The sequence below is a fragment of the Arthrobacter sp. Sr24 genome (assembly GCF_054511175.1).
This window is the reverse complement of record NZ_JBTNDB010000029.1, coordinates 1-23,861: the sequence shown is the minus strand read 5'-3', so window position 1 is coordinate 23,861 and position 23,861 is coordinate 1. Positions and strand designations below refer to the sequence as shown.

Here is a 23,861-nt window from a genome sequence, read left to right as displayed (position 1 = left end):
CTTAGCCACGCTCAAGGAAAGCCTCATTCTGTTCGGTCAAGTACATTTCAATTTCCAGCTTCAGGGCCGGGTGGAATTCCAGTTCAGGATCCAGCTCAACAATTTTGATGGCGTCCTGCCTAGCCCTGCCAATCAATTCTTCATCCTTCACAGCACTCAGCATCCGCAAACCACTGACGCCGCCTGATTGCCGAGCACCTAGGATGTCGCCTTCTCGGCGCATTTCCAAATCCTGCTTGGCCAACACAAAACCGTCAATGGTGGCAGCCACGGCATCGAGCCGTTTTCGGCTAGGGTGATCGCGTTCCAAAGAAGTTACCAACAAGCAGGTTCCGGGGTGCCCGCCACGCCCAATACGGCCTCGGAGCTGGTGCAGTTGTGACATGCCAAAGCGGTCGGCATCCACGATCACCATGAGCGTGGCATTGTGCACATCCACACCTACTTCGATCACCGTGGTGGCCACCAGAACATCAATCTCACCTGCGGTAAATCCCGCCATGGTGGCTTGCTTAGCGGCTGAATCCATCCGCCCGTGCAGCATTTCAAGGCGCAACCCGGCCAAGGCCGGAACCGTGCGCAGGTACTCCACGATCTCCAACACTCCAGTCATGGGGCGGGCATCAGCCTTGTCGGCAGGAACGTCCTCGGCGTCGGGAGCATCGCCGATCTTGGGGCAGACCACATACACCTGGTGGCCGGAATCAACCTCTTCACGAGTGCGGGCCCACACACGAGATTCCCAACTAGGGTGCTCCGTCAAGGGAGCAACATAGGTGAGGATGGGAGTGCGCCCAGCCGGCAACTCCGTCAACTCGGAAACCTCAAGATCACCAAAGACGGTCATGGCCACAGTGCGTGGAATGGGCGTGGCTGTCATAACCAGCAGGTGCGGGGGCTTGTGCGCTTTGGCCCGCAAAACATCGCGCTGCTCTACTCCGAAGCGGTGCTGCTCATCAACCACGATGAGTCCTAGATCGGCGAACTGCACATTATCGGATAAAAGCGCATGTGTGCCAATAACAATGCCGGCTTCACCGGAAGCGGCTGCCAGCAGCGCCTTCTTCTTGGCCGCCATGGGCATGGATCCGGTCAGCAGGGTCACTTGAGTGGCGGCGGCGCCACCCAGCAAGGAACCCTCACCTAGTGAACCCAACAGGGCGGAAATGGAGCGAAGATGTTGGGCGGCCAGCACTTCGGTGGGAGCCAAGAATGCTGCTTGCCCACCGGCGTCGATCACTTGGAGCATGGCACGCAGGGCGATCACCGTCTTACCGGAACCCACTTCACCCTGCAGGAGCCGGTGCATGGGGTGGCCTTGTGCAACCTCGGAAGCAATCAACGCGCCAATCTCTTGCTGGCCAGCGGTGAGTGTGTAGGGCAGTTTGGCATCGAAGGCGTCCAGCAGCCCGCCTTGGACTGGGTGCCGTCCGGTGGCGTCCTGCTTCATGACAGCTAGACGCCGCTGTGCCAAGGCAGTCTGCAACGCCAAAGCCTCTTGATAGCGGAAGCGTTTGCGGGCACGGGGCCAGGATTCCATATCGGTCGGACCATGGATCTCTTGATAGGCCTCCGGCAACGGCATGAGCCGCTCACGGGCCGCAATATGTTTGGGGATGGGATCAGGCACTTTATTCAGATCCAGCGCAGGCAGCAGAGCCTGGATAATATCCGCTGTTTTCCAGCTGGGAAACTTCAACGTGGCCGGATACACCGGGATGGGCCTGGCAGCCTGCAACTCTGCCTCGTGCTCGGCTAGCTCGTCATCCGGGAGCAGGACATAGCCGGGGTTGGTCAGCACCTGGCGGCGGCCATACTCCCCCACTTTGCCGGAGAAGAGCGCCAACACGCCTTCTTCAAGTTCTTTCTTGGCCGTCCAGCCGTTGAAAAAGCTGATGCCGAGATCGGACGGGCGCCCGGAGTTATCAGTGATGACAATGTCGGTGATGGTGCCCTTGCGCTTTTGCATAAAGCGGGTGTGCTGGGAAACCACTCGCGCCAAAATGGTGGCATCCTCACCGAGTTCCAATTGGTTCAGATCGGTCAGGTCACCGCGCTCGAGGTACCGGCGCGGGAACTGGTGCAGCATTTGCCCGGCAGTAGTGAGGCCTAGGTTTCTTTCCACCGCATCGGCTGTGTGTGTGCCCAGCAGAGCTGAGATTTTCATCGCAAGGTCTGAATACCCTTGCGCCGGGTTGGGGAATCGAGGGCCGGGATCAGAGGAGCTCATGGGTGTCCTGCACTGACGTGGCGGACAGCGCTGAAATGCTCACGTTGCTGGGATCACCCACAGCATGGATAGCTTCGAGAGCAACGAGGGCCGACGGCACATGAACATGCAGCCGCCACGGGTAGGCGCCGGTGGGATCCGCCTGCTCGGACACCGCACTCATGATGACCGAGTCACCCATGCTGTCCAGTTCCAGACGCAACCCTGCGGCGGCCAAGGGTGTCAAGGAGATGGTGCACATGACCTCAACACCTTCTTGCTCCGGCATGGTCAGGGCAATATTGGGGTCCTGAACCTTGTAGCCGGACAAGCCATCCAGCAAATCTTCCTGTAACGGTTCGCCGATAATGACCGAGCGCAAGCAGTCCAAGATGAGCAACAGGCCGACGCCGCCGGCATCCACCACATGAGCATCGGTAAGGACTCCCAACTGCGATTCGGTCAGCACCACGGCCTCTCGGGCGGCACTGACGGCACCCTCGATGGTTTCCGCCAAAGCCTGGTTGGATTCATCACCGCTGTGGGTGGCTTCCACAGCGGCCGCACCCCGGGCTGCGGCTTCCAGCACGGAAAGCATGGTGCCGGGCATGGGTTCGCTCAACGCACTCCAAGCCCGCAACTGGGCGCGGTGCAACGCTGTGACCAGCAAGAGTCCGCTCAGACGCTGGGCGCCAAGTAGTGGTTCAGCCATGGCGGCCAACGAGACGGCGAAAAGAGTGCCGGAGTTGCCCCTGGCCTGTTCCATCGCGGCGCGACCGGCGGTAGCGAGGGTGACGCCAACGTCCGACGGCTCCAGGTCCGCCACTTCCTGCGCGGCCGCACGGACCGTCAAGTACAAGTTGGTGCCCGTATCGGCATCCGCCACCGGGTAGATGTTGATGGCGTTGAGTCTGTCGCTGTGGTTGGCCAACGTTTGTTCGGCCATGGCCAGCCAGCGGCGGACTACGGGTGCAGTTGTGGTGATCTTAGACTGCAAAATGATCCCATCCCAGGGCGCCTGAAACGACGCCTTCAAAATTCTGTCCGTCAATGGTCACGGCCGCGCGGGCCGATTCCATGGACACTATGGAGCCTATCCCAATGAACCCTTCCGGGAGTGTGCGGCCTGCCGGGAATGTGGATAACAGTCCGTGATCTTCTCCGCCCGTCAGGACCCACTGGAGCGGATTTTCCCCAAGAACGACGGCGATTTCCTCCAGTTTGTGTGCCATGACGGCGAGCGCGCTGGAGTCCAGATCCACACTGATTGAACTCGCCGTGGCGATCCGGGTGGCATCTCGCAGCAGGCCATCGGAGATGTCCATCATGGATGTTGCCCCGGCGCGCGCGGCCGCAGGACCTGCGGCAAGCGGCGGGAGTGGGCGGGCAAAGAGTGCCGCGGCGTGAGCCATCGCCGGGGTGAAGCTGGAGGCGGCAATGGTGCTCTCATACAAGGCCCAGCCGGCAGCGGAGACTCCGATATTTCCGCAAACGGCAACTTGGTCACCTACCTGGGCGCCACTGCGCAGCACGGGATCTAGCCCCTCCAATGATCCGGTGACAGCAACGGTAACCACCAGTTCGCTACCACCGGAAAGATCCCCTCCCGCTACTGAACATTGAGGGGCGCCGAGCGCTACTATGGCTGCACTCAAACCGTTGGCAAAGTCCTCAACCCAGGTGACCGGCGTCGTCCGCGGGAGGGTGAGGCTGACAACCAGGGCGGTGGCAACGGCACCCATGGCATTGATGTCGCTGAGGTTCTGCGCGGCGGCTTTCCAGCCGACGTCGAAGCCTGTGGAGATGCTGCCGTTGGGCCAGCGGAGGCGGAAGTCCTTGTCTTGGACTTGGGTGTCGATGGAGATGACGGTGCGTCCGTCGGGGGCGGCGATGATGGCGGAATCGTCCCCGGGCCCTAGCAGCGCGGTGGTACCGGCGTGCAGCCGCGGGAAAATGCGGGCCAGAAGCTCGGATTCGGAGAGTTGGTCCACGGTCAGGTTCATGCTTTAACCGTAGCCGAGGGGTAGGACATTGCTGGCCCGGGTGCGTGGGCCAGAGGCATTACGTGTCTGGGGAGGTGAATTCTTCCACCAAGTCTGTCCGGCTAAATGGCAGTAGTCCGTCATCCTGCGTGCATACATAGCCGTAGAGCCTCTTGAGCTCTGACTTGTTCTTGATGAAGTTCCGCTGCACGCATTGGGCCCACAAGATTGTTTTCGTAGGCCCTGACGGCCTGAGCAACGATGCGCATGGGTGGCTGTTGCGTTGCTGATTTCGCTCGGGAGGCACGGTGCTCGTCGGACCAACCGTAGCGTGCGGCTGACAGGGGCACCGTCAGGGTCTGCCAAGCCTCTTTTTGTCCGGGAGCCAGCCAACCGGTTCGTTCCAATTGGATCAGCAGCAGGGCAGGCGATACCGCAAAGTACCTAACAGTCCTTGAAATGTCGGCGTCAGTGAGCGCACCCTTGATCAGTTTTAGGCCCTCAAGGTAGGATTCCAGGCCCTTGCTAGGGACCAAAAGATGCCTAGCAAAGGAGTCGGCACGAATCTCCTGGGGAGTTCTCGACTGGCACTGGATCAACCCTGCTTCGGCGTAGTCCCCTAACTCAATGTGCCCGAGCTCATGGGCTAGGGTTGCTCGCTGCCGTTCAGGAGACTGGCTGCAGGCTGCTGAAATGATGCGCTGACCAGCGTGTGGATCGTGCACAATCATTCCTTCTAGTCCCGGCTCCGTGGGAACAAGTGCCACATCGATGCCAACATAGCTTTCAAGCAGGTCATTGAGATCGCTAATGGGCGCATCACCGAGCCCCTACATTTTCCGGAATGTAGCCGCCGCTCGGGCCGCGGTCGCTTCGTTCTCCACAGTATTTCCCCTCAGGAAGGCTTACTCGGTTGCAGGGCTTCCTTCACAAAAGTGTCCATCTCAAGCAAATAGAAAAGGAAGTCCTTCACGGGGCCGGGATCCGGCTCTCCGCCGCTATTTGTCCGTGCCGCCCACAGGATGCGATCCCGAACTTCATGACGCTCCACGAGGCTCGACTCGGGGCAGCCCAGTGCCTGTACAATCGCCGTCAGCTCGTAAGGCTTCAACGGTCGTAGTCCAGATTCGATGCGGTTTATGGTGGACTGCGAGATTTCCGTCAGTTCCTCCAGAGCACGCTGCGTTAGTCCGGCATTCGCGCGATAGTGCCGGATTCTCTCACTTGTGCGCATTGCCCTGCTCCTTCTGGTCGTGGCAAACAAAGTCAGTAGTCACCCCGATTGAATCAAGATGCGCTCACCTGATTCAATTCCATGTTCCACTTTTGATGCGACAACCTAGCGACAGTACAGGGTCTCTACAAGACCATCAGCTAGCACTAGGGAAGCCGGCATGCCAACCGCTGGTACCGTGGCTGCTGCGGCCTTTAACTGCTGAAAACTGGCAATGGTTCCGCAGCGATTGTCTTTTCTCCGGCGGACAGGATGTGGCCGATTCATTGCACACTGGGGTAGACACTTTTTTCGATCGGGTCATTCAGCCCTGGCCCAAAGCCACAGAGCACTAGACCGAGCTGCTGCTGGACTGGGACCGTCATTCGATCACACCTCCGGGCGGAGTCCGCGTTGAGAGCTATCACCGGATGAGTGCAGTAAACGCACCCGACAGAACTTAGTTCTCCTGCTCCAAATGCTCCAGCAGTTCAGCCTCGGCCCGGTCCAGATATGAACGCAGCGCTTGTGCTGCCTCCTCGCGCTTATCCTCTTCCAAAAGCGTCACGAGTGAGCCATTGAGCTCCACGTAGTGCGAATGGAAATCAGGCGCATCGCTCATGGCATGAAAGACCAGACGCATTTGGGCCAACACGCGCGTCATCAATTCCTGAAGGTGTTCGCTGCCGGTGGCCCGCACCAGCTCCTCATGAAAACCCTGGTTTGCATCGGCCATGGCCGCAGTGTCGCCCGCTGCCCGGGCGGTCCGAGCACCAACCACGATCTCCGCCAACGCCTGAACATTTAGCTGTTGACCCCAGAGAACCGCAGCTGGCTCAATCATGCGCCGAACCGCGTAGATTTCCTTCACGCTGTCAGCGTCAGGGGAGGCCACAAAGACACCGCGATTGGGAATACGGGTGACTATCAGCTCATGAGCAAGCACGGTGAAAGCCTCACGCAACGTATTACGCGACACCCCCAACGCTTCGGAGAGAGCCAGCTCCGAAAGTTTGGCACCTGGAAGTAACTGCCCCTCTGCGATCCGGGCGCGGATCACGCTGGTCACCCAAGCGCCTGTGTGCGCGTGGGTGGAGCCCTCCGCGAGGGGCAGGGATGAAAGTAACGCGTTCACTGGCATCCATCCAATCTAATCCAACCCCGTCCCCAACCGCGCACCAGCAAGCTCTAAGCGATAGTTCCGAGAATGTCTCCACGGGAAATTGCAACACCCGGCGCCTGGCCACCGCAGGTAAAGGTCCCGGCCTTATGAGCTGCAATATTTGTTTCCATTTTCATGGCTTCCAGAACGGCCACGGTATCGCCCTCGGCCACCACCGCACCGTCCTCGATGACCCACTTGATCAGGTTCCCATTCATTGGCGCGCTCAACGTGTCATCGGATATGGCCCCTGCAGTATTTTCGGCAGCATCCAAGGACATGCCAGCTCCGCCATGGCGGATCGAATGTACCAGCGAGGCCGGCAGACCAACATTCATGGCCTTGCCATCGATCTCAATGGTGAGGGTTTCGCGTTCAGCGCCCGGTTGGGCAGCGGCAATTTCCGGGCTGGAGGCCAGCTCTTGGGCAAACTCTGTTTCGATCCATGTGGTGTAAACCCCATAGCGCTCTTCGTTAGCGAAGTCCGCATTGACCACCACGGCACGGTGGAACGGCAACACGCTGGGGACACCGGTGATGACCATTTCATCCAGAGCCACTTTGGCCCGGCGCAGCGCCTGGGCGCGGGTGGCACCGGTGACGATCAGCTTAGCCATCAGGGAGTCATAGTATGACGGGATCACCGATCCGGTCCGCACTCCGGAGTCCACGCGGATACCTGAACCGGTGGGCGCCTCGAAGCTAGTAATGCGCCCCGGGCCGGGCAAGAAGCCACGGGCTGGGTCCTCGGCGTTGATACGGAACTCGAAGGCGTGCCCCACCGGGGTAGGGTCTTCGGTGAAGGAAAGCGGTAGCCCCGCAGCAATACGGAATTGCTCTGCCACCAGATCCACTCCAGTGGTCTCCTCGGTGATCGGGTGCTCAACCTGCAACCGGGTGTTGACCTCCAAGAAGGAGATCAACCCATCGGGCGCCACCAAATATTCCACCGTTCCTGCGCCGTGGTAACCGGCCTCGCGGCAGATGGCCTTGGCCGAAGAGTGGATGGAGGCGCGCTGTTCATCGCTCAGGAACGGGGCCGGGGCCTCCTCGACCAACTTTTGGTTGCGGCGCTGCAGTGAGCAATCACGGGTGCCCACCACCACCACATTGCCGTGCGTGTCTGCCAATACTTGAGCTTCAACATGACGCGGCTTATCAAGAAAACGTTCAACGAAGCATTCGCCGCGGCCAAACGCAGCCGTGGCCTCACGGACAGCCGATTCAAAGGAGCTGTCGATTTCTTCGAGGTTACGCACCACCTTGATTCCGCGTCCGCCGCCACCGAAGGCGGCCTTGATAGCAACCGGCATGCCGAATTCTTCGGCGAAGGCGCGGACTTCTGCACCCGATGCCACGTGACCTTCGGTACCCGGGACCAACGGGGCTCCGGCGCGAACTGCAATTTCACGGGCTGTGACCTTGTTGCCCAGCAACCGTATGGACGCAGGAGTGGGGCCGATCCAGCTCAGCCCGGCGTCGATGATGGCCTGCGCGAAGTCGGCATTTTCGGAGAGAAACCCGTACCCGGGGTGCACCGCGTCAGCATCGGAGCGTGCTGCGATGTCAAGGATTTTGGGGATGTTCAGATAGGTATCTGCGCCCGTGGAACCGTTTAAGGCGTAGGCTTCATCGGCCCGGCGCACGTGCAGCGCATCGGCGTCGGGATCTGCGTAGATGGCCACCGAAACCAGTGACGCATCGGCGCAGGCGCGGGCAATGCGGACGGCGATTTCCCCGCGGTTGGCGATCAAGACTTTTTTCATGAGTGAATTCCTTCTGCGGGGAGGATCTGGACGGGGACGAGCGGATCTGTCAAAACAAAACGAATAGCGGCACCGGGCGGCAGCTGTGCAGCCGCGGGCAGGTCCTCGGCAATAACACCGGCAATGACGGGATATCCGCCGGTTACTGGGTGATCGGCCAAAAAGAGTACCGGCAGCCCCGACGGCGGGACTTGGAGGGCGCCGGCAGCAACACCTTCGGAGGCCAGTTCGCCGGTACGGGTTCGTTCCAATGGTGTGGCGCCATTCCCGAGCGCCAACCTGATACCGACGCGGTTGGATTCTGCCGAGACCGTCCAGATTTGACCTGTCAACCGAGCGAGCCCCGCAGCGTCAAACCAATCATCACGCGGACCGGGGCTGATCCGTAACCTGTAGACACCCTCGGCATCGGGCCGTGGAAGCGGTGAGGGTTCCGGATTGCCAACCACGTGGGCGCCATGGATGACTCCCACGGCAAGCATGGTGCCGCGTGCCAGCGACGCTGGGCCAATGCCAGACATCGAATCGGTGGAGCGCGAGCCAAGCACCTGTGGCACATCGATACCACCGCGGACGGCAAGATAGCTTCGCAGTCCGTTGCCAGCAGGAGTGAGCTTGAGCGTTTCGCCCGCCAGTAGAGCGAACGGTGCATCCATGGAAGGTTCACGTGCGCCGTGAAAGTCGTCCCCCTCTACAGGATCAACGGTGATGGTTGCACTGGCCCCCGAAACCGCCAGGACCACATCGCCGTGGGCCTTCAAGCTCAGAGATCCCATGAGGTTCTCAATGACCGCGCATTGAGGGCTATTGCCCACCAGCCGGTTGGCTTGAGCGAAGGAGCGGGTATCCGCGGCTCCTGAGGCGGAGACGCCCAGATCCCCCAGGCCAGGACGGCCGAGGTCCTGGATGAGCGATTGCGGTCCCGGATCCAAGATTTCTAACAGCGTGGTTCCGGCCGGGACCGCTGCTACGGGGGTGAGAGCAGGAGCCGAAGAGAGACGAAGTGACACCCGGCTCGGGACGAACTGCACACGGTCCTGAGGGTGAATCAATGCTGGCTTGTCACGGTCAAGATCCCAAAGCACAGAATCGGTATGGCCGATCAGCTGCCAGCCACCGGGCGATTGACGCGGGTATACAGCCGAAGAATCCCCGGCTAGAGCAACGGCCCCGGAGGGGACAACCTTGCGTGGGGTGGAACGGCGTGGGACGTTGAGCAGCTGGTTCTCACCCCGGAGGTAAGCGAAACCCGGCGCGAACCCACCGAAGACCGCCCGCCAGATTTGTTGCGAATGCGCGTTGACGACAGCTTCGAGGCTCAGTCCGGTCAATGATGAAACCTCGGCAAGGTCTTCGCCGTCGTAGTGCACAGGTATTTCAACGAGTGACCCAGTGTTGACTGAGGCGGTACCTAGTTCCAGAGCCAACACTGCGGTAGCAATCTTTTCTGCGTTCACAGCGGAATCTGCCTTGATGAACAGGGTGCTTGCCGCGGCCAGCACGTCGATCTGGCCCGGCAACGGGTTAGCGCTCAGCAACGCGGCCAAGGCCAGCACCGAGTCGAGATCTGAGAGCTCCACGAGCACCGCCCTGGAACCTGCAAACCGCGTGGCTAGGATGCTCATACGAAGCTCTTGATGCTGACGCCCGCGTCTTCCAAGCCTGTTCGGACAGCGGCAGCCATGGCCACAGCCCCTGCGGTGTCTCCATGAACGCAGATACTCTCTGCATTCATCTCAATCACAGTGCCATCAATGGCCACGATGGTTGACTCGGTGGCCAGTCGGAGCATGTTCGCTGTGACCTGCGCAGGATCATGAAGTACCGCGTTGGCTTCACGGCGTGAGACAAGGGTTCCATCGGGGTTGTAGTTTCTGTCAGCGAAGGCCTCGGCAACCGGACGCAGCCCGGCGGCCGCAGCCTTGGTGAGCGCTACCGAGCCGGGCAACAACAGCACCGGAAGCTCGGACCCGAAGGCGCGGATGGCATCCACCACGGCCTGAGCGTGGGCTTCATGATGCACGATCGTGTTGTAGAGGGCCCCGTGTGGTTTGACGTATTTGATGCCCGCTCCCGCAGCCCGCGCCAAGGCCTCGAGGGCGCCGAGCTGGTAGAGCACGTCGTCGGCGAGCTCAGTGGGGGAACAATCCAGGAAGCGGCGGCCGAAGCCGGCGAGGTCCCGGTAGCCCACGTGTGCGCCGATCGTGACACCTGCTGCGACCGCGTCGCGGCAGGTTTGGGCAATGACACTGGGATCGCCAGCATGGAAGCCGCAGGCAACATTTGCAGAGGAAACAGATGCAAATATTGCTGCGTCATCGCCCATGGTCCAATTGCCGAAGGATTCTCCGACATCGGAATTTAGGTCTATAGAAGGCATTTGTGACCCCGGTCTCTTGAAGTAGCTTGTACTAAGGATGCCTCAAAAAGGCACATTGTTCAACAATTTCTATATGTGGATCTTCTGGCTGTCGCCGCAGGTCGTTACGGGGAAGAGTCCCATGATCAAAAACAGCTATGGCACCAGATAGGCGCTGTCCCTAGCATCAGTGATGAGCATGTGTCCCGGAGCGTGGCCAATAGCCAGCGCCGGGCGCGATTCCATCACCGCAGCCTGAGGCGTGACGCCACAGGCCCAAAACACCGGAATATGCCCAGACGGAATCTCTACCGCGTCACCGAAGTCGGGCTTGGAAAGATCCGTGATGCCCAACTCCTCGGGGTTGCCGATGTGCACCGGCGCCCCGTGGACGGCAGGATAGCGTGAGGTGATGCGAACGGCGTCGGCCACTTGAGATGCGGGGATAGGGCGCATCGAGACCACCATGGGTCCAGACATGGTGCCAGCCGAGGCGCTGCGAATGTTGGATTTGAACATCGGCACGTTCACACCCTGCTCGATGTGGGCGATGGAGATTCCACCCTCCATCAGCGCCGTCTCAAACGTGAATGAACAGCCCACTATGAACGTCACCAAGTCATCACGCCAGTACTGGCTCAGGTCTGTGGGTTCGGCAATCTTGATGCCGTTCTCGTAGACGTAGTATTGCGAGACATCTGTGCGGATATCCCCTCCAGCCAGCAGCTCTCCGCTGGTCTCCCCCGCGTCAAGCACACCCAAGATAGGGCAAGATTTCGGGTTGCGTTGAGCAAAGAGCAGCACGTCGAAGGCCTGGTCCTTGGGCACGATGATCAGATTTGCTTGCGCGTAGCCCCGGGAGAACCCTGCCGTGGGTCCTACTAGGCCATTGCGAAAGAGTTCGCGGGCCTGGGCAGGAGACAGTTCGGCCCGATCATCCGGTAGCGAGGCGTTTCGTTGAATCGCGGTCATGACGTGAGGATTCCTTTCAAGGGTTCCAAATCAAAAGTTCCAAAGAGATGCGGGCCGGAGGGGAAACGGGGAAACGCAGCTACCTAGACCCAGAGTTTGGCCAGGCCGGCCAGCGAGTTCCAGCCCAGGAAGAGGGTCAACAGCCACGTGACCACACCGATGACCAGCAGCCACTTCGGGTAGGCGTAACCCTGCAAGAGGTCCCGGCGGCGCCAGGCAACCCAGAGCAGGATCGCGAAACCGAAGGGCAGTATCAGACCGTTGAAGGCACCCGCGAAGATCAGCAGTGTCTGCGGAGCCTGACCCAGGAAGAGGTAGATGACCGAGCAGACGGCAATGAAGGCGACAGTAATGAGGTTACGGGTTCGCTCAGGTGTACTGGACTTGGTGATGAATGAAACCGAGGTGTATGCGGCACCAATGACCGATGTTAGGGCAGCGGCCCAGAGGATCACACCGAAGGCACGGGTGCCGATTTCACCGGCCGCGTAACCAAAGGCCTCTGCAGCCTTGTTGTCGCTGGTCAGCGCCACGCCACCGGCAACGACGCCGAGGATGGCCAAGAAAAGCAGCACACGCATGATGCCGGTGACGATAATGCTCAAGATTGATATCCGCGTAATACCTTTGACGTTCTCCACGCCACCTGCGCCTGCATCGACCATGCGGTGAGCGCCGGCGTAGGTGATGTAGCCGCCCACGGTGCCACCGATCAATGTGGTGATGATGAGGAAATTGATGTTATCCGGTGCCACAACGTTCTTCAGTGCTTCGCCTACGGGCGGGGCCGCAACGATGGCCACGTAAAGCATCAGCAGAATCATGATCGCGCCGAGCATCACCACGATCTTATCCAGTGCCATTCCTGCCCGCTTGGAGAGGAAAATGAGGATAGCGACTACAGCGGAAATGAGCCCGCCGATTTTAGGATCCAAGCCCATCATGGCGTTCATGCCCAGACCAGTGCCGGCGATGTTACCGATATTGAAGACCATGCCGCCGACGAAGACCAGTGCGGCAAGCGCCCAGCCGGCTCCTGGCAAGACCTTGTTGGCCAATTCCTGGGCGCGCATTCCGGAAACACCAATGATGCGCCAGACATTGAGCTGAACGGCGATGTCCACCAAGATGGACACCACAATTGCGAAGGCGAATGCGGCGCCGATCTGGACTGTGAATTCCGTGGTCTGAGTAATAAACCCAGGGCCAATAGCGCTGGTGGCCATGAGGAACATGGCGCCGAGCATTGCTGTACGTCTTGCGGAAGCGCTGAGCTTCGGTTTTGCAGTAGGAGTTGCCATGTTTCCATCCGTCGGGGGTGCGGGTGACTGTAGTCACAACGAGGAGCGATGAAAAGTACACTACAGGTTGTTGAACAATCTAGGCAATAGGTTGTTCAACAATCTTTGGGAAAATTGGCAGGTAATTTTGGGCGTCGACTACGCCATCACCTCAAGACAGCCTTGGCGAACACCAGCGCATGAGGAGCCCAAGCCAGAGAAACAGCAAATAGCCGGGAGCCAGTGGATCCAATCCAGTAGCGCAACAGTACGGTCCCGCGGCCTGCGAAACTAGTACTAATGACAATCCAAGAGAAGTACCTTCAGGCCTACGATCAGCAGCTCCGCACCGACGCCGAAACACCCAGCGCCATAGACGTCACCAAGCAGGGCCCGTTGCGGCTGGTGACGTTTGCCGGAGGCCGCGGCTTCATCACGTACCAAGACCTGGATGGAGTCGAGGCAGCGGACATGCCCACCTTGGTAGCCGGAGCTTTAAACCACTACCTCGCCGATCCTGAAATCGAACAGATTGAGTGGAAGACCCGCGGCCATGACAACGCCCCCGGCCTGCATGAAGCACTGATCACCCACGGTTTCGTACCTGAGGACCAGGAATCGATCATGATTGGTCCACTTGAGGGCCTAACTCAGAACGTCCCCCAGCAACCCGAAGGCGTGACGCTGCGGAAAGTGAGCACCGAAGGCGATGTCTGGGCCATGAGTGCCATGGCTGATGAGGCCTTCGGCGACCCCGTCAGCACTCGCATGGCCGATTCCCTGCTCGCACGCTTAGCCACAAACGACGGCATGGAGCTCTGGGTCGCCGAGGCCGACGGCAGGATCGTCAGCTGCGGCCGGCTCGAGCCCGTCCCGGGCACAGATTTCGCCGGAATCTGGGGCGGAGCCACCCTCGAGGCCTACCGCGGCCGCGGCATCTACCGCGCTCTGACCGCCGCCCGTGCCCGCTCCGCCCTCGCCATGGGCAAATCCCTAGTCCACAGCGACTCCACCGAGTTTTCCCGTCCCATTCTTGAACGGGCTGGCCTCATCAAAGTCTCCACCACAACTCCCTACAACTGGAGCCGTTAGAGTACGACGCCGGACACCTCCTCGCGCTGCCGGCTCGCCTTACGCCGCGCCCAGTCAGGCAGCAAAGCAGCAAGGCGGCAAAGCATCCCCAGCGGACAGACTTTAGCCTCAGGGCTTGAGACGTATTTGCAGAAGCCGCCCATCAAGCGCCGTTGAGAGATAACCAAAGTCTTTGTCGCAGCTCACCACTACGGCGTTGTTTAGGAGTGCGTATGCAGCAATCAGTGTGTCCATGGACCCCGCAGCCCCGGCTAATCCACATCCCCAAAGTGCAGACTGGACACTCAGCACGTCTGCGGTTTCGGGGTGCCGCTCAGCCTGCTTGAAGCGGGACATGCGGGCCCGGAAGATGTCATGTTCTGCCTTATTCCTAGCCATGAAACAGTATTCCAGCGAGGCAGGCGGGCAGGTCATGATTAGCCCACCCCGAGCTATCTCATCGATGCGTTCCGTGACCAACATGCTTGACCCGTAGTGGGACCAAGCACTGGCATCAATAAGATACAAGGGAAGAGCCGACGGAGCCACCGGCATTTACGCCTCCAAACCTTGTTCGGCATAGTCGATGGTGGCGGCCACCCGATGTTCATCCGTCATCGGGTTCACCTTCATCTCCGCCAGGACAGCTTGCTGGTTGTGGAGGGCAATCACTATTTCCAATGATTTGTCGATGGTTTCTCGCGCACTGCCAGCAGACAAGATGGCCCGCGCCTCCGCGATCTTGGCCTTGTCGACATCAACCGAGGTAATGGCCATGGCGGATCTCCGTTCGTAACATCATTCTTATATAAGCAATTATATAACAAGCTCGCCACAAGAACTAGCTCCGCCCCGGCACCAAATCCACGGCCGGGCTGGAGTACGACGCCGGACACTCCCCTACCCCGCCCGGCTCACCGAAGACCCGGCGACAGAGCCCTATTGCTCCTGCATAGGAATGCGGACCCCGCGCTCGGCAGCCACCTCAATGGCCCGCCCGTAGCCAGCGTCGACGTGGCGGATCACGCCCATGCCGGGATCGTTGGTCAGCAAACGGGCCAGCTTCTCCCCCGCCAAAGCAGACCCATCAGCAACCGAGACCTGGCCAGCGTGGATGGAACGGCCAATACCCACGCCGCCGCCGTGATGAATGGAAACCCACGTGGCACCGGAGGCGGTGTTGAGCATGGCGTTCAGCAGCGGCCAGTCGGCAATGGCGTCGGAGCCATCCTTCATGGATTCAGTTTCGCGGTACGGCGAAGCTACCGATCCAGAATCCAGGTGGTCGCGGCCAATCACAATCGGGGCCGAGACCCGGCCCGAGGCAACGAGTTCGTTGAACAGCACGCCAGCCTTGGCACGCTCTCCATAACCGAGCCAGCAAATACGCGCCGGCAGGCCCTCAAACTCAACATGCTCTTCAGCTGCAGAAAGCCAGCGATGCAAATGAGCGTTATCAGGGAACAGTTCCTTCAAAGCCTCGTCGGTGACGCGGATGTCCTCGGGATCACCGGAGAGAGCAACCCAACGGAACGGGCCAAGGCCTTCACAGAACAGGGGACGAATATACGCCGGCACGAAGCCCGGGAACTCGAAGGCCCTCGAATAGCCACCCTTGCGAGCTTCGTCGCGGATGGAGTTGCCGTAGTCAAAAACCTCGGCTCCGGCATCCTGGAAGTCCACCATGGCTGCAACGTGGCGGGCCATCGCGTTCTGCGACTTCTTGGTGAAACCTTCCGGATCGGCAGAAGACTCCGCAGCCCACTCCTCAACGGAGTATTCGGTGGGCAGGTAGGAGAGAGGATCGTGTGCACTGGTCTGGTCGGTGACAATATCTACGGTGAATTCGCCAGCCTGATGCCGGCGCAGAATCTCCGGGAACACCTCTGCCGCGTTCCCCACAACGCCCACGGACAGCGGAGTACCAGCAGCCTTCGCCTCAAGTACCCGTGAAAGCGCAGCGTCCAAGGAGGGTGCCAGCTCATCGAGGTAGCGCTTGCCCACACGGCGCTGCAAACGCTCGGCAGAAACGTCAACAATGAGGCAGGTCCCGCCGTTGAGCGTCACGGCCAGCGGCTGGGCACCACCCATGCCGCCGCAGCCGCCTGTCAGGGTCAGCGTCCCCGCAAGAGAGCCACCAAAACGCTTCTCGGCGACAGCAGCAAACGTCTCGAACGTGCCCTGCAAAATACCCTGCGTTCCAATGTAAATCCACGATCCGGCCGTCATCTGGCCGTACATCATCAGCCCCTCAGCCTCGAGTTTGCGGAACTCAGGCCACGTAGCCCAGTCCCCCACCAGGTTGGAGTTTGCCAGCAGCACACGCGGCGCCCACACGTTGGTGCGGAACACCCCAACGGGCTTGCCTGACTGCACTAGCAAAGTCTCGTCATCTTCAAGCGTTTTCAGCGTCGCCACAATAGCGTCGTAGGCCTCCCATGAGCGGGCCGCACGCCCGGTGCCACCGTAGACAACTAGGTCCTCAGGACGCTCGGCCACCTCGGGATCAAGGTTGTTCATGAGCATGCGCAGCGGCGCCTCTGTCTGCCACGACTTGGCCGAAAGCTCGGTGCCACGTGCTGCGCGGATAGTGCGGGTGGGGTCATGCATCGTTGCCATGATGAGTCCTTTGCGGGTAGTCCGGCACTGGCAGTCAGCTCCCGGGGAAAATCCTATAGACCCATCAAAGCCCGGCCAGCGTTGCTTTCCTAGACCTCTACCCGGTAGTCAGTCTGTAATCCAAGACAACCAAGACGCGTGGAATGTTCGACGCCGGAGAGTCACCTGCGCCGCCACCCTCACCGAAGTCACGGGGAAGCTGAATAGCTGGGGCCATACTTGCTCAGTCGGTTTGCTCAGATCGTTAGCTCCGAGCGGCGGAATCTCAATTCTCGCTGTGTACCCCGCACCGGAGATCCGCTAAATGGCAGTTCGTCCAAATTAATGGAGGCGGCCGCAGCCAAGGCTCGCTGATTGGCGGCGGATGCTGCTTTCCAAGGCAGTCCTAGCGCATCGGCAAAGGCCGCCCAATGCCGTGCTTTAAGATTCTTAGTCTTGCCGGCGATGGAGAGCGCCAGAGTGTCATCTCCATAAAGAAGCGTGCAGGGAAGGTCGTACATTGGTGCCATCTGGAATTTATTGTCCAGATCGCCCAGAACTGAGAGGTTTTTGGCATGAAGATCCCCGTTTCCGGTCACCCATGCGAAAACAAATTGGAGGTAGATATTGCGCTTTGCTACCAGAGGCGCGAAGCACTGGCGCGCCAATGCTTCACTGACTTCCTCAGACGTGACCGAGTACTTTGACGCTGGAGATAGACCCATGACCTGAGTACCGTCCTCCAGAGGGAGCCGATACCAACCGCCGTTGCTTCTACTAATCCGATCAAAGCGCTCCACCAGAAGACCGTCACGATTGTGCTTATCCTGGATGACGCGGCTCTTGACGACTTGGACCTTCAGAGCTTTCGCCGCAGACAAATGAGCAGACTCATTGAGCACAAGATGCGGATTCTCTGCGGGATCAAGCTTCAAGAGGTATCGCATTCCCCGAACTGCCAACGGCGTGGTCAGCATGGATGCGCTTGCCTTGTTCTGGACACCAGGAAGGCCATGCAAGTCCACGGAATTAGCCAATGCCGCAAAGTCCAATTCCTCGGGATGAGAGGTGTCAGCCAGCGATTCAGGCTCAACGGGCAGTGTGCCGGCGGGAACCACCCGTACATCTCCAGGTACGTCGGAGCCAACAGCAAGCAGTAGCGTCAGCTCATCATCAAAACTAGTTTTTGCCGCATTCTTCAGCACCGTCAGGCGGTGACCCTCGGGGAGAAGTCCCGCGAAGAATGCCGGCAGTGCGCCATTATTCGTTTCAGTCGATTGCACTGAAAACGGTAGCGAGAACGCCACAGGCCTTTGCGCAGCAGCCCTGTAGTCGTCCGTATATTGAAAACGGACGCTTCCATCACCCCTACGCGAAAGAGCGCCAGCCAACACTCCACTTTTGTAGACGTCCGCCTCTCGTACAGATTTGAGCTTTTGCAAGTCGCTGGTCATGGCACCACTGCCAAGCGGAGCCCTAAGACGTTGGCTGCGGAAGCCACCGCACGGAGGGAGGGGTTCCCCGTCCCAGTCTCAATAGCCCGTATGGTTCGCTGTGAAGTTTCGGCGAGGTTCGCCAAGTCCTCCTGCGTGAGGCCTGCTTCTTTCCTCGCCCTGCGAATGACTGCGGCTACGGTTGCTACGCTCTCCATACGACCACCTCCAATCGGCAAAATATTGCCGAATCAACCAAGTGTTCTATCCATAATGCCTGACTTTAGCTATTTCGGCAAGATATTGCCGAATTAGGGAATAGGGGCAAAATTTGGCCCGACTTTCGTCGCAATCGGCAGAATATTGCCGAATGCGGACAGTCAAGATTCACATCGGTAAATTTCAACGTGGAATGTTCGACGTCGGAGAGTCACCTGCGCCGCCATGCTCACCAAGCCCAACGGACGCCTTCCAACCACGCTGAGCGATGCACCGCACCCGAGGGGTTGCAGCCTAGATGAGGCCCAACGCCGCAGCGAGCCCAGTATCTACCTTTCGCATCGAGGCCGGAGAAAAGACCCCCAGCAGCCTGCGCACATCGCCCTCCCACATGTCTTCGATGTCATCACACAGGACACTGCCACTAACGAGCTCACCGGCAGGTACCAGCACAATCGAGGCCAGTTCGGGCTTGTCACTGGTCGTAATTCGAGCCACCAGAACTGTTCCCAAACTTCGGTTGCGTGCATTGTTGGAGACCACAACGTAGTACTTCTCCTCAGCCATCCCGGGAAGTAGTGCCGCGTAGATCTGGCCCCTCAAAAATTTCACCATCATTCACCTCGGCGTCGGCCCGCCGTGGCCCTGCGCTGGGCGTGATAGCTGGTGTATTCCACGTCGTTGGCCAGCTCACCGTAGCCCACCAGTTCAATGGACTCACGGACGCGCATCAATCCAGCCTCAAAGATTGCGTGCACCAGCTCGGCTTCCGAGGCTTCTGCACTCACACGGCCCGGCAACGCACTCCGGTGCTGTTCGGAACCACGAATCAGTTCGAGTTCTTTCAGATCGAGCGCAGACAGGGGAAGAGATAGTCGCTTTGGGGTGGGAAACCGCATATCTGCAGACATGCATCACTTGTGATGCAGTATCCATCCCCTAGCCGGCCCCAGCCATCCCGAAACCAGCAACCCGCCCCTGTGATCTGCCCCATAAATACCCACTGCGAGCAAGGTATCCAACATCTGAACAACTACGCTTGAGGCGCTAAATAATCACAGAGCAGAGCATTAACTCCGCCCTGTACATTGACGATGAAAATAGGCCCATGAAGAAATTAGTTCACTTGTCTGTCGCTGCAATCCTGGTTGCCAGCCTCGCCGGATGTGGCTCCGCTGCAGGCACATCGAGCCCCAGCGAATCTGCAAGCTCCAGCTCCGCAGCAACACAGGAGAAGCGCGCAGTTCCTAACGTTGTCGGCATGACGTACCAAGAAGCTTACGAGACCTTGGTCAAGGATGATTTCTTTGCCCAGTTGGTTGATAAGACCGGCGCCACCTGGATTGAGGGCAGCCCCTGGGCCGACGCTAAAGTGGGTTCAACGGATCCCGCCGCCGGAACCATGACCGATTCTTCCTACGTCAACGTGGCCCTGGATCTGACGCAGGAAGAATACGCTGCCCAGACTAAGGCCGCCAAGTAAACTACCGGCGATCGCCGCGCTAGACACCAGCAGCCCGCCCAGCCAGTTGCACCCCTAGGACGCAGCCGTCATGGAGAGCAGCACACGCGCTAGGTTCCGGTGCAGCTCCGATGCCAAGTAGTCCGACGGTGCCATACCGGTCTGAGCCAGCTCCATGACGCTGACATTCGCACCGATGCGCACCGTCCCCACCCCGGGCCACTCGAACAGGTCCGTGTACATCCCGCACGGCGGCTGGGCGCCGGTCATAGTGATGGAATAGTTGAAGTCCATCCCTTCCTGCTCCACCTCCAAGGTGGGCGTGCGGCCGCCAATGGGAGTGGATGCCAGATGCATGCCGGGCACCGGTTCTGCCAGTACGGTCATGGATTCGTCGATGCCTGCATACCCCGGTGCGCAGGCTCCGCCGAATCCAGTGAGCCCCTCGCCTACGCTGATCTTGATGCCCGACGCCGGATCCGTCACCACAGTGGTGTCCCCCATTCCACCCGGCTCCTGCTGGACCGTCCAGGTGGCGGGCGTCTGGAACGTGAATGCTCCGGCGGCAGATACTTGATCCTTCCAGCCAGCGGTCCTGTCTTTGGTGGGCTCGCCTGCTGGATCTTGAGTGCTGGACTCGGAAGCGTCCGCGGTCACGGGAGCTGACTCTCTGGAGGTTTCCACCATGATGGGCATGACGCCGTAAGAGATGTCGTAGGCACCAGGAATGCCATCGCCATCAACTCCGTAGAGGACGCCCTCGGCGGTGGCGCCGGCAACGTAAAAGCTGCCGCCCTCTAGTGTCTTGGTAGTGCCGATTTCCTTACCGGACTCCGCCACCACCACGGCTATGCGGGCACTGCCATCCTTGGCCTTGTTCGATCCGGCATAGCCGAGCACAATCGTATCGCCAAGCCGTGCGGCGGTCGTGACAGGATCCGTCGCGGTCCACAGGAGAACTCCTGCTGCGTCGTAAGTTTCTGTCAAACGCTCTTCCGTGGTGGTTTTCGCTACCACCAGGTAATCCGAGTCTGCGTACAGTTCCTCAATCTGGCTGCAATTGGCGGCCGGAAAGCTCGATCCAATGCAGGAGAACTCCGTAGCGGCGGGCACATCAGCCAAGGTCAGAACGGTTCCCCCGGCGCTTTTCGGCAGGCCGACGGTACCGGGTGAGAACGTGGAAAATCCGTCACGCCCCGGTGTAGTGCCAGCCAGCAATGTCCCCGCGGGAGCAGCCGTGGAGCCTTGTTTTCCATCTGCAAGAACCAAGGATGAGATGCCAACCTCGGTGCTGAGCAGGACCTCTTCAGCGGTGACGGCAACGTCTCGCAGCGGCGGGCCGGAGACAATATGCTCCCAGAGCACCTGGCCAGTAGGGGTGACGTGCGTCAGTTTCGTGCTGGGCGTGCCGGTGTTGTTCCGAATGGCCAGCAGGTAGCCCTGAGGAGTGGCCAGCACACGGTCCAGCCGGTCAGTGCCCTTGGCCAAGGGGAACCCGGGCAGCGGCACCGGCGGATGGGCTTCCAATGATGGTGGATTGCGCAATTGATCGATCCCAATAACGGAGTTGAGCCAGTTGCCGCCTTCGCCGGACAAATCAGTGCACACCATGGTCTTCTCCGGGCCCACGACGCAGCCTCCGTTGAAGGAACCGCCATACATGGTCCGGTCAAGTGAGGTGGGCTCGCCAAATACCGCCGAGACCGGAACCTCCACCGCGGGCGCCGCGGTGGTTGCAGCAGTGGAGGCGGAGGGGCCAATAGTGTCGGTGTCCGCAGGCGATGTGCAGGCCGACATTGACAAAGCAGCAACGGCAAGGAGGGCAAGGGCGCGTTGAAGGCGCATGAGTCAATCAATTCTGTGGTGCGGTTAGTCCACTTGTTAGCCTATTCGCCACCCAGTAAATATCCAGCAGCCACTCAGGTGTATCTCAGAATGGTCGGGACCATCAGGCTCCACCTCGCCTCCACGCCCAGTACTGCGCGTTAGACTAAGCCGATGCCCGCCACCAAACCACAGCCGCCGCAACTGCACAGGACTGTCGTCAAAATTGCATTGGCAGTGCTGGCCGCTCTGATGCTGTGGTTGATTGTGGCGTTCCAACTCTTTTACAACGTGCAGACTCCCCCGCTGACAAAGACTGATGCCGTGGTGATGTTGGGCGGCGCGAGCAAGGAACGGCTTCTAGAAGCCATGATGCTCCGCGCCGAACTTGATGCGCCCTACTTAGTGCTGTCGAATACGAACACCCCTGGAAATGCCAGCGCCGATGACTACTGCGATACACACGGCAACGAGCAGATCTACCCGGACATCATTTGCTTCACTCCTGATCCACTAAATACACGTGGTGAGGCCGATGCCATTGGTTTGATTGCAACCGACTACAAGTGGTCTTCGATCACCGTAGTGACATCCAAATATCACGTGGCCCGCTCCGAGCGACTGCTCAACCAGTGCACACCATCAGGAGTGCAAATGGTGGGTACAGGCCCACAATTTTCACCATGGCAGTGGCTGCGGCGGTTCGTCATTGAAACCGGTGGACTGCTGACAGTCTTCCTCAGTCCAGAATGCGACTCCCCTCTTCGTTGACGCTGCCGCAATATCTGTGAGACCTATGCCACCAAATTCCCAAAAAACCCGCGAATCAGATAAGGTCCAGATTGAATCACTAATTCCTTAGTACCCGTTGGGGGAACATTGCCAGTCGTCATGCCAATTTACGGAACTCGCCCGGAAGCCATCAAAATGGCGCCGATTGTTGCTGCGCTAAAGGCGTCCGAGCACTTCCACTGCGTTGTGACCGTGACTGGGCAGCACCGCGAAATGCTGGACCAGGTTAACGAATTGTTCGATATCACTCCGGATCACGATCTCGACATCCTTCAGCCGGGCCAGTCGCTTTCAGATATTCTGACACGCACGATTAGCGGCTTGGATAGGCTTTTTGCTGAAAACAAGCCGGATGTCGTAGTGGTTCAAGGGGATACAACCACTTCCACTGCGGGTGCGATTGCCGCCTTCTACAGAGGAATTCCCGTCGTGCATGCCGAGGCTGGATTGCGAAGCCACAACCTGTTCTCGCCTTTCCCTGAGGAAGCAAATAGAAAGATCACGACCCAGATCGCCAGCCTCCACCTTGCTCCGACCAGCATTAGCAAACAGAATCTTCTAAATGAAGGCGTGAACGAGGATCACATTGTCGTAACCGGAAACACCGTTATCGATGCGTTGCTGACCACCGTGGACAAAAAGGTGCCCTTCACGGATCCAGCCTTGGAAGACCTAGATGCAAGCGGCCGAAAAATCTTGCTTGTCACTACACACAGACGTGAGAATCAGGGCGATGCAATGCGAGGTGTCGGGCGCGCTTTGGCGAGACTTGCAGCAGAATACCCCGATATGATGATCGTTCTTCCCGTCCACAAGAACCCTGTAGTTCGTGAAGCCGTCCTTCCCGCGATCGAAGGCAAACCCAACGTTCTCGTCACTGAGCCCCTCGCGTATGGCGAGTTCACCCGCCTGATCTCGATGGCCCACATTGTTCTCACCGACTCCGGCGGCGTCCAAGAAGAAGCACCCAGTCTAGGTAAACCCGTCCTTGTTATGCGTGACAACACGGAACGCCCTGAGGCTGTAATTGCTGGCACTTGCAAACTAATTGGAACTGACGAAGAACGAATTGTCTCTGAAGTATCCCGACTGAAGAACGATCAGAGCTATTTCGACTCCATGGCCCTAGCAGTAAACCCCTACGGGGATGGTAAAGCCGCGGCACGAACTTTAGCTGCTATTGCTCAGATGATGAATATTGGCGAACGTATGGATGACTTCAACTAACGATGACAAAGACCCAGACAGCTGCTACAAAAGAGGTGGACACCCGCCATGCGGCGGCAGTATTCCGGTGGTCAGAAACTGCCGAAATGAAACCTCTCGCCGGGGCGCGGGAGCGGCATGTGATTTCGCCAGACGTTGGAAAACTGGAGAAACAGGAAATCGAGTCGCTCCTAGTGCGAGGCAGGGCGGCTGCAAAGTCGTTTAGCTGGTAGTGATGCCGGCTAGTTTGAGGGCGCGATCCGGGTAGTTGCGGGCACCACGGGTGGCTTTGGCAAGGTTAGTTTCTCCTTGC

23 protein-coding genes are annotated in these 23,861 nt (G+C 59.2%); 4 read left to right on the top strand and 19 right to left on the bottom strand.

Annotation, left to right across the window (positions count from 1 at the left end; translation table 11 throughout):
- Position 1: 1 nt before the first annotated feature.
- The 11 genes from ACX80D_RS15365 to ACX80D_RS15315 form a co-directional block, all read right to left on the bottom strand.
- The gene (locus ACX80D_RS15365; protein WP_459323746.1) at positions 2 to 2,167 is read right to left on the bottom strand and encodes an ATP-dependent DNA helicase RecG; all 2,166 of its coding nucleotides are present in this window, start codon (positions 2,165 to 2,167) and stop codon (positions 2 to 4) included.
- Between the two features lie 49 nt (positions 2,168 to 2,216).
- Positions 2,217 to 3,155 carry a DAK2 domain-containing protein gene (locus tag ACX80D_RS15360; protein ID WP_459323763.1) on the bottom strand — a complete coding sequence of 313 codons (939 nt, stop codon included), beginning with the start codon at positions 3,153 to 3,155 and terminating at the stop codon, positions 2,217 to 2,219.
- 40 nt (positions 3,156 to 3,195) lie between these two features.
- Positions 3,196 to 4,212, bottom strand: a complete 1,017-nt coding sequence (locus ACX80D_RS15355; protein ID WP_459323745.1) for a thiamine-phosphate kinase — start codon at positions 4,210 to 4,212, stop codon at positions 3,196 to 3,198.
- Positions 4,213 to 4,331: 119 nt separating this feature from the next.
- Entirely contained in the window at positions 4,332 to 4,958 is a 627-nt protein-coding gene (locus ACX80D_RS15350; RefSeq protein ID WP_459323744.1) for an ImmA/IrrE family metallo-endopeptidase, read from the bottom strand.
- A gap of 128 nt (positions 4,959 to 5,086) precedes the next feature.
- Positions 5,087 to 5,425: a helix-turn-helix domain-containing protein gene (locus tag ACX80D_RS15345; RefSeq protein WP_459323743.1), complete on the bottom strand. Its 339-nt coding sequence runs from the start codon at positions 5,423 to 5,425 to the stop codon at positions 5,087 to 5,089.
- Positions 5,426 to 5,864: 439 nt separating this feature from the next.
- Entirely contained in the window at positions 5,865 to 6,545 is a 681-nt protein-coding gene (locus ACX80D_RS15340; protein ID WP_459323742.1) for a GntR family transcriptional regulator, read from the bottom strand.
- Positions 6,546 to 6,592: 47 nt separating this feature from the next.
- Positions 6,593 to 8,332 (bottom strand): acetyl/propionyl/methylcrotonyl-CoA carboxylase subunit alpha, encoded by a 1,740-nt coding sequence (locus tag ACX80D_RS15335; protein WP_459323741.1) that lies wholly within the window; start codon positions 8,330 to 8,332, stop codon positions 6,593 to 6,595.
- Positions 8,329 to 9,957, bottom strand: a complete 1,629-nt coding sequence (locus tag ACX80D_RS15330) for a 5-oxoprolinase subunit B/C family protein (RefSeq protein ID WP_459323740.1) — start codon at positions 9,955 to 9,957, stop codon at positions 8,329 to 8,331. The genes ACX80D_RS15335 and ACX80D_RS15330 overlap by 4 nt, the downstream gene beginning before the upstream one ends.
- A complete protein-coding gene (locus ACX80D_RS15325; RefSeq protein WP_459323739.1) occupies positions 9,954 to 10,712 on the bottom strand; it encodes a LamB/YcsF family protein in 759 nt (252 codons plus the stop codon). Before ACX80D_RS15325 ends, ACX80D_RS15330 begins: the two co-directional genes overlap by 4 nt.
- A gap of 135 nt (positions 10,713 to 10,847) precedes the next feature.
- The gene (locus ACX80D_RS15320) at positions 10,848 to 11,663 is read right to left on the bottom strand and encodes a putative hydro-lyase (protein WP_459323738.1); all 816 of its coding nucleotides are present in this window, start codon (positions 11,661 to 11,663) and stop codon (positions 10,848 to 10,850) included.
- Positions 11,664 to 11,746: 83 nt separating this feature from the next.
- Positions 11,747 to 12,964 carry an NRAMP family divalent metal transporter gene (locus ACX80D_RS15315; protein WP_459323737.1) on the bottom strand — a complete coding sequence of 406 codons (1,218 nt, stop codon included), beginning with the start codon at positions 12,962 to 12,964 and terminating at the stop codon, positions 11,747 to 11,749.
- Positions 12,965 to 13,243: 279 nt separating this feature from the next.
- On the opposite strand from ACX80D_RS15315, the gene ACX80D_RS15310 reads away from it, so the two are divergent.
- Positions 13,244 to 14,035 carry a GNAT family N-acetyltransferase gene (locus ACX80D_RS15310; RefSeq protein ID WP_459323736.1) on the top strand — a complete coding sequence of 264 codons (792 nt, stop codon included), beginning with the start codon at positions 13,244 to 13,246 and terminating at the stop codon, positions 14,033 to 14,035.
- 108 nt (positions 14,036 to 14,143) lie between these two features.
- Here the strand turns inward: ACX80D_RS15310 and ACX80D_RS15305 are convergent, their stop codons facing one another.
- From ACX80D_RS15305 to ACX80D_RS15275, 7 genes are all read right to left on the bottom strand, one after another.
- On the bottom strand, positions 14,144 to 14,569 hold the full coding sequence (locus tag ACX80D_RS15305) for a PIN domain-containing protein (protein ID WP_459323735.1): 426 nt from the start codon (positions 14,567 to 14,569) through the stop codon (positions 14,144 to 14,146).
- The gene (locus ACX80D_RS15300) at positions 14,570 to 14,791 is read right to left on the bottom strand and encodes a hypothetical protein (protein ID WP_459323734.1); all 222 of its coding nucleotides are present in this window, start codon (positions 14,789 to 14,791) and stop codon (positions 14,570 to 14,572) included. It abuts the gene before it with no gap.
- A 162-nt stretch (positions 14,792 to 14,953) separates the two neighbouring features.
- The gene (hutU, locus tag ACX80D_RS15295; RefSeq protein ID WP_459323733.1) at positions 14,954 to 16,633 is read right to left on the bottom strand and encodes a urocanate hydratase; all 1,680 of its coding nucleotides are present in this window, start codon (positions 16,631 to 16,633) and stop codon (positions 14,954 to 14,956) included.
- Between the two features lie 236 nt (positions 16,634 to 16,869).
- Positions 16,870 to 18,066, bottom strand: a complete 1,197-nt coding sequence (locus tag ACX80D_RS15290; RefSeq protein ID WP_459323732.1) for a type II toxin-antitoxin system HipA family toxin — start codon at positions 18,064 to 18,066, stop codon at positions 16,870 to 16,872.
- Positions 18,063 to 18,263 carry a helix-turn-helix transcriptional regulator gene (locus ACX80D_RS15285; RefSeq protein ID WP_459323731.1) on the bottom strand — a complete coding sequence of 67 codons (201 nt, stop codon included), beginning with the start codon at positions 18,261 to 18,263 and terminating at the stop codon, positions 18,063 to 18,065. Before ACX80D_RS15285 ends, ACX80D_RS15290 begins: the two co-directional genes overlap by 4 nt.
- Positions 18,264 to 18,558: 295 nt before the next feature.
- Entirely contained in the window at positions 18,559 to 18,882 is a 324-nt protein-coding gene (locus ACX80D_RS15280) for a type II toxin-antitoxin system PemK/MazF family toxin (protein ID WP_459323730.1), read from the bottom strand.
- Positions 18,879 to 19,175, bottom strand: a complete 297-nt coding sequence (locus ACX80D_RS15275) for a hypothetical protein (protein ID WP_459323729.1) — start codon at positions 19,173 to 19,175, stop codon at positions 18,879 to 18,881. Before ACX80D_RS15275 ends, ACX80D_RS15280 begins: the two co-directional genes overlap by 4 nt.
- A gap of 197 nt (positions 19,176 to 19,372) precedes the next feature.
- Here ACX80D_RS15275 and ACX80D_RS15270 point away from each other — a divergent pair, with 197 nt between their 5' ends.
- Complete coding sequence (locus ACX80D_RS15270) at positions 19,373 to 19,747, top strand: hypothetical protein (RefSeq protein WP_459323728.1); 375 nt, start codon at positions 19,373 to 19,375, stop codon at positions 19,745 to 19,747.
- Between the two features lie 54 nt (positions 19,748 to 19,801).
- On the opposite strand, the gene ACX80D_RS15265 is transcribed toward ACX80D_RS15270, so the two are convergent.
- On the bottom strand, positions 19,802 to 21,571 hold the full coding sequence (locus ACX80D_RS15265) for a hypothetical protein (protein ID WP_459323727.1): 1,770 nt from the start codon (positions 21,569 to 21,571) through the stop codon (positions 19,802 to 19,804).
- A gap of 153 nt (positions 21,572 to 21,724) precedes the next feature.
- Here ACX80D_RS15265 and ACX80D_RS15260 point away from each other — a divergent pair, with 153 nt between their 5' ends.
- Both ACX80D_RS15260 and wecB read left to right on the top strand, forming a co-directional pair.
- Positions 21,725 to 22,321 carry a YdcF family protein gene (locus ACX80D_RS15260; RefSeq protein WP_459323726.1) on the top strand — a complete coding sequence of 199 codons (597 nt, stop codon included), beginning with the start codon at positions 21,725 to 21,727 and terminating at the stop codon, positions 22,319 to 22,321.
- A 108-nt stretch (positions 22,322 to 22,429) separates the two neighbouring features.
- Entirely contained in the window at positions 22,430 to 23,569 is a 1,140-nt protein-coding gene (gene wecB / locus ACX80D_RS15255; RefSeq protein ID WP_459323725.1) for a non-hydrolyzing UDP-N-acetylglucosamine 2-epimerase, read from the top strand.
- Positions 23,570 to 23,861 lie beyond the last annotated feature (292 nt).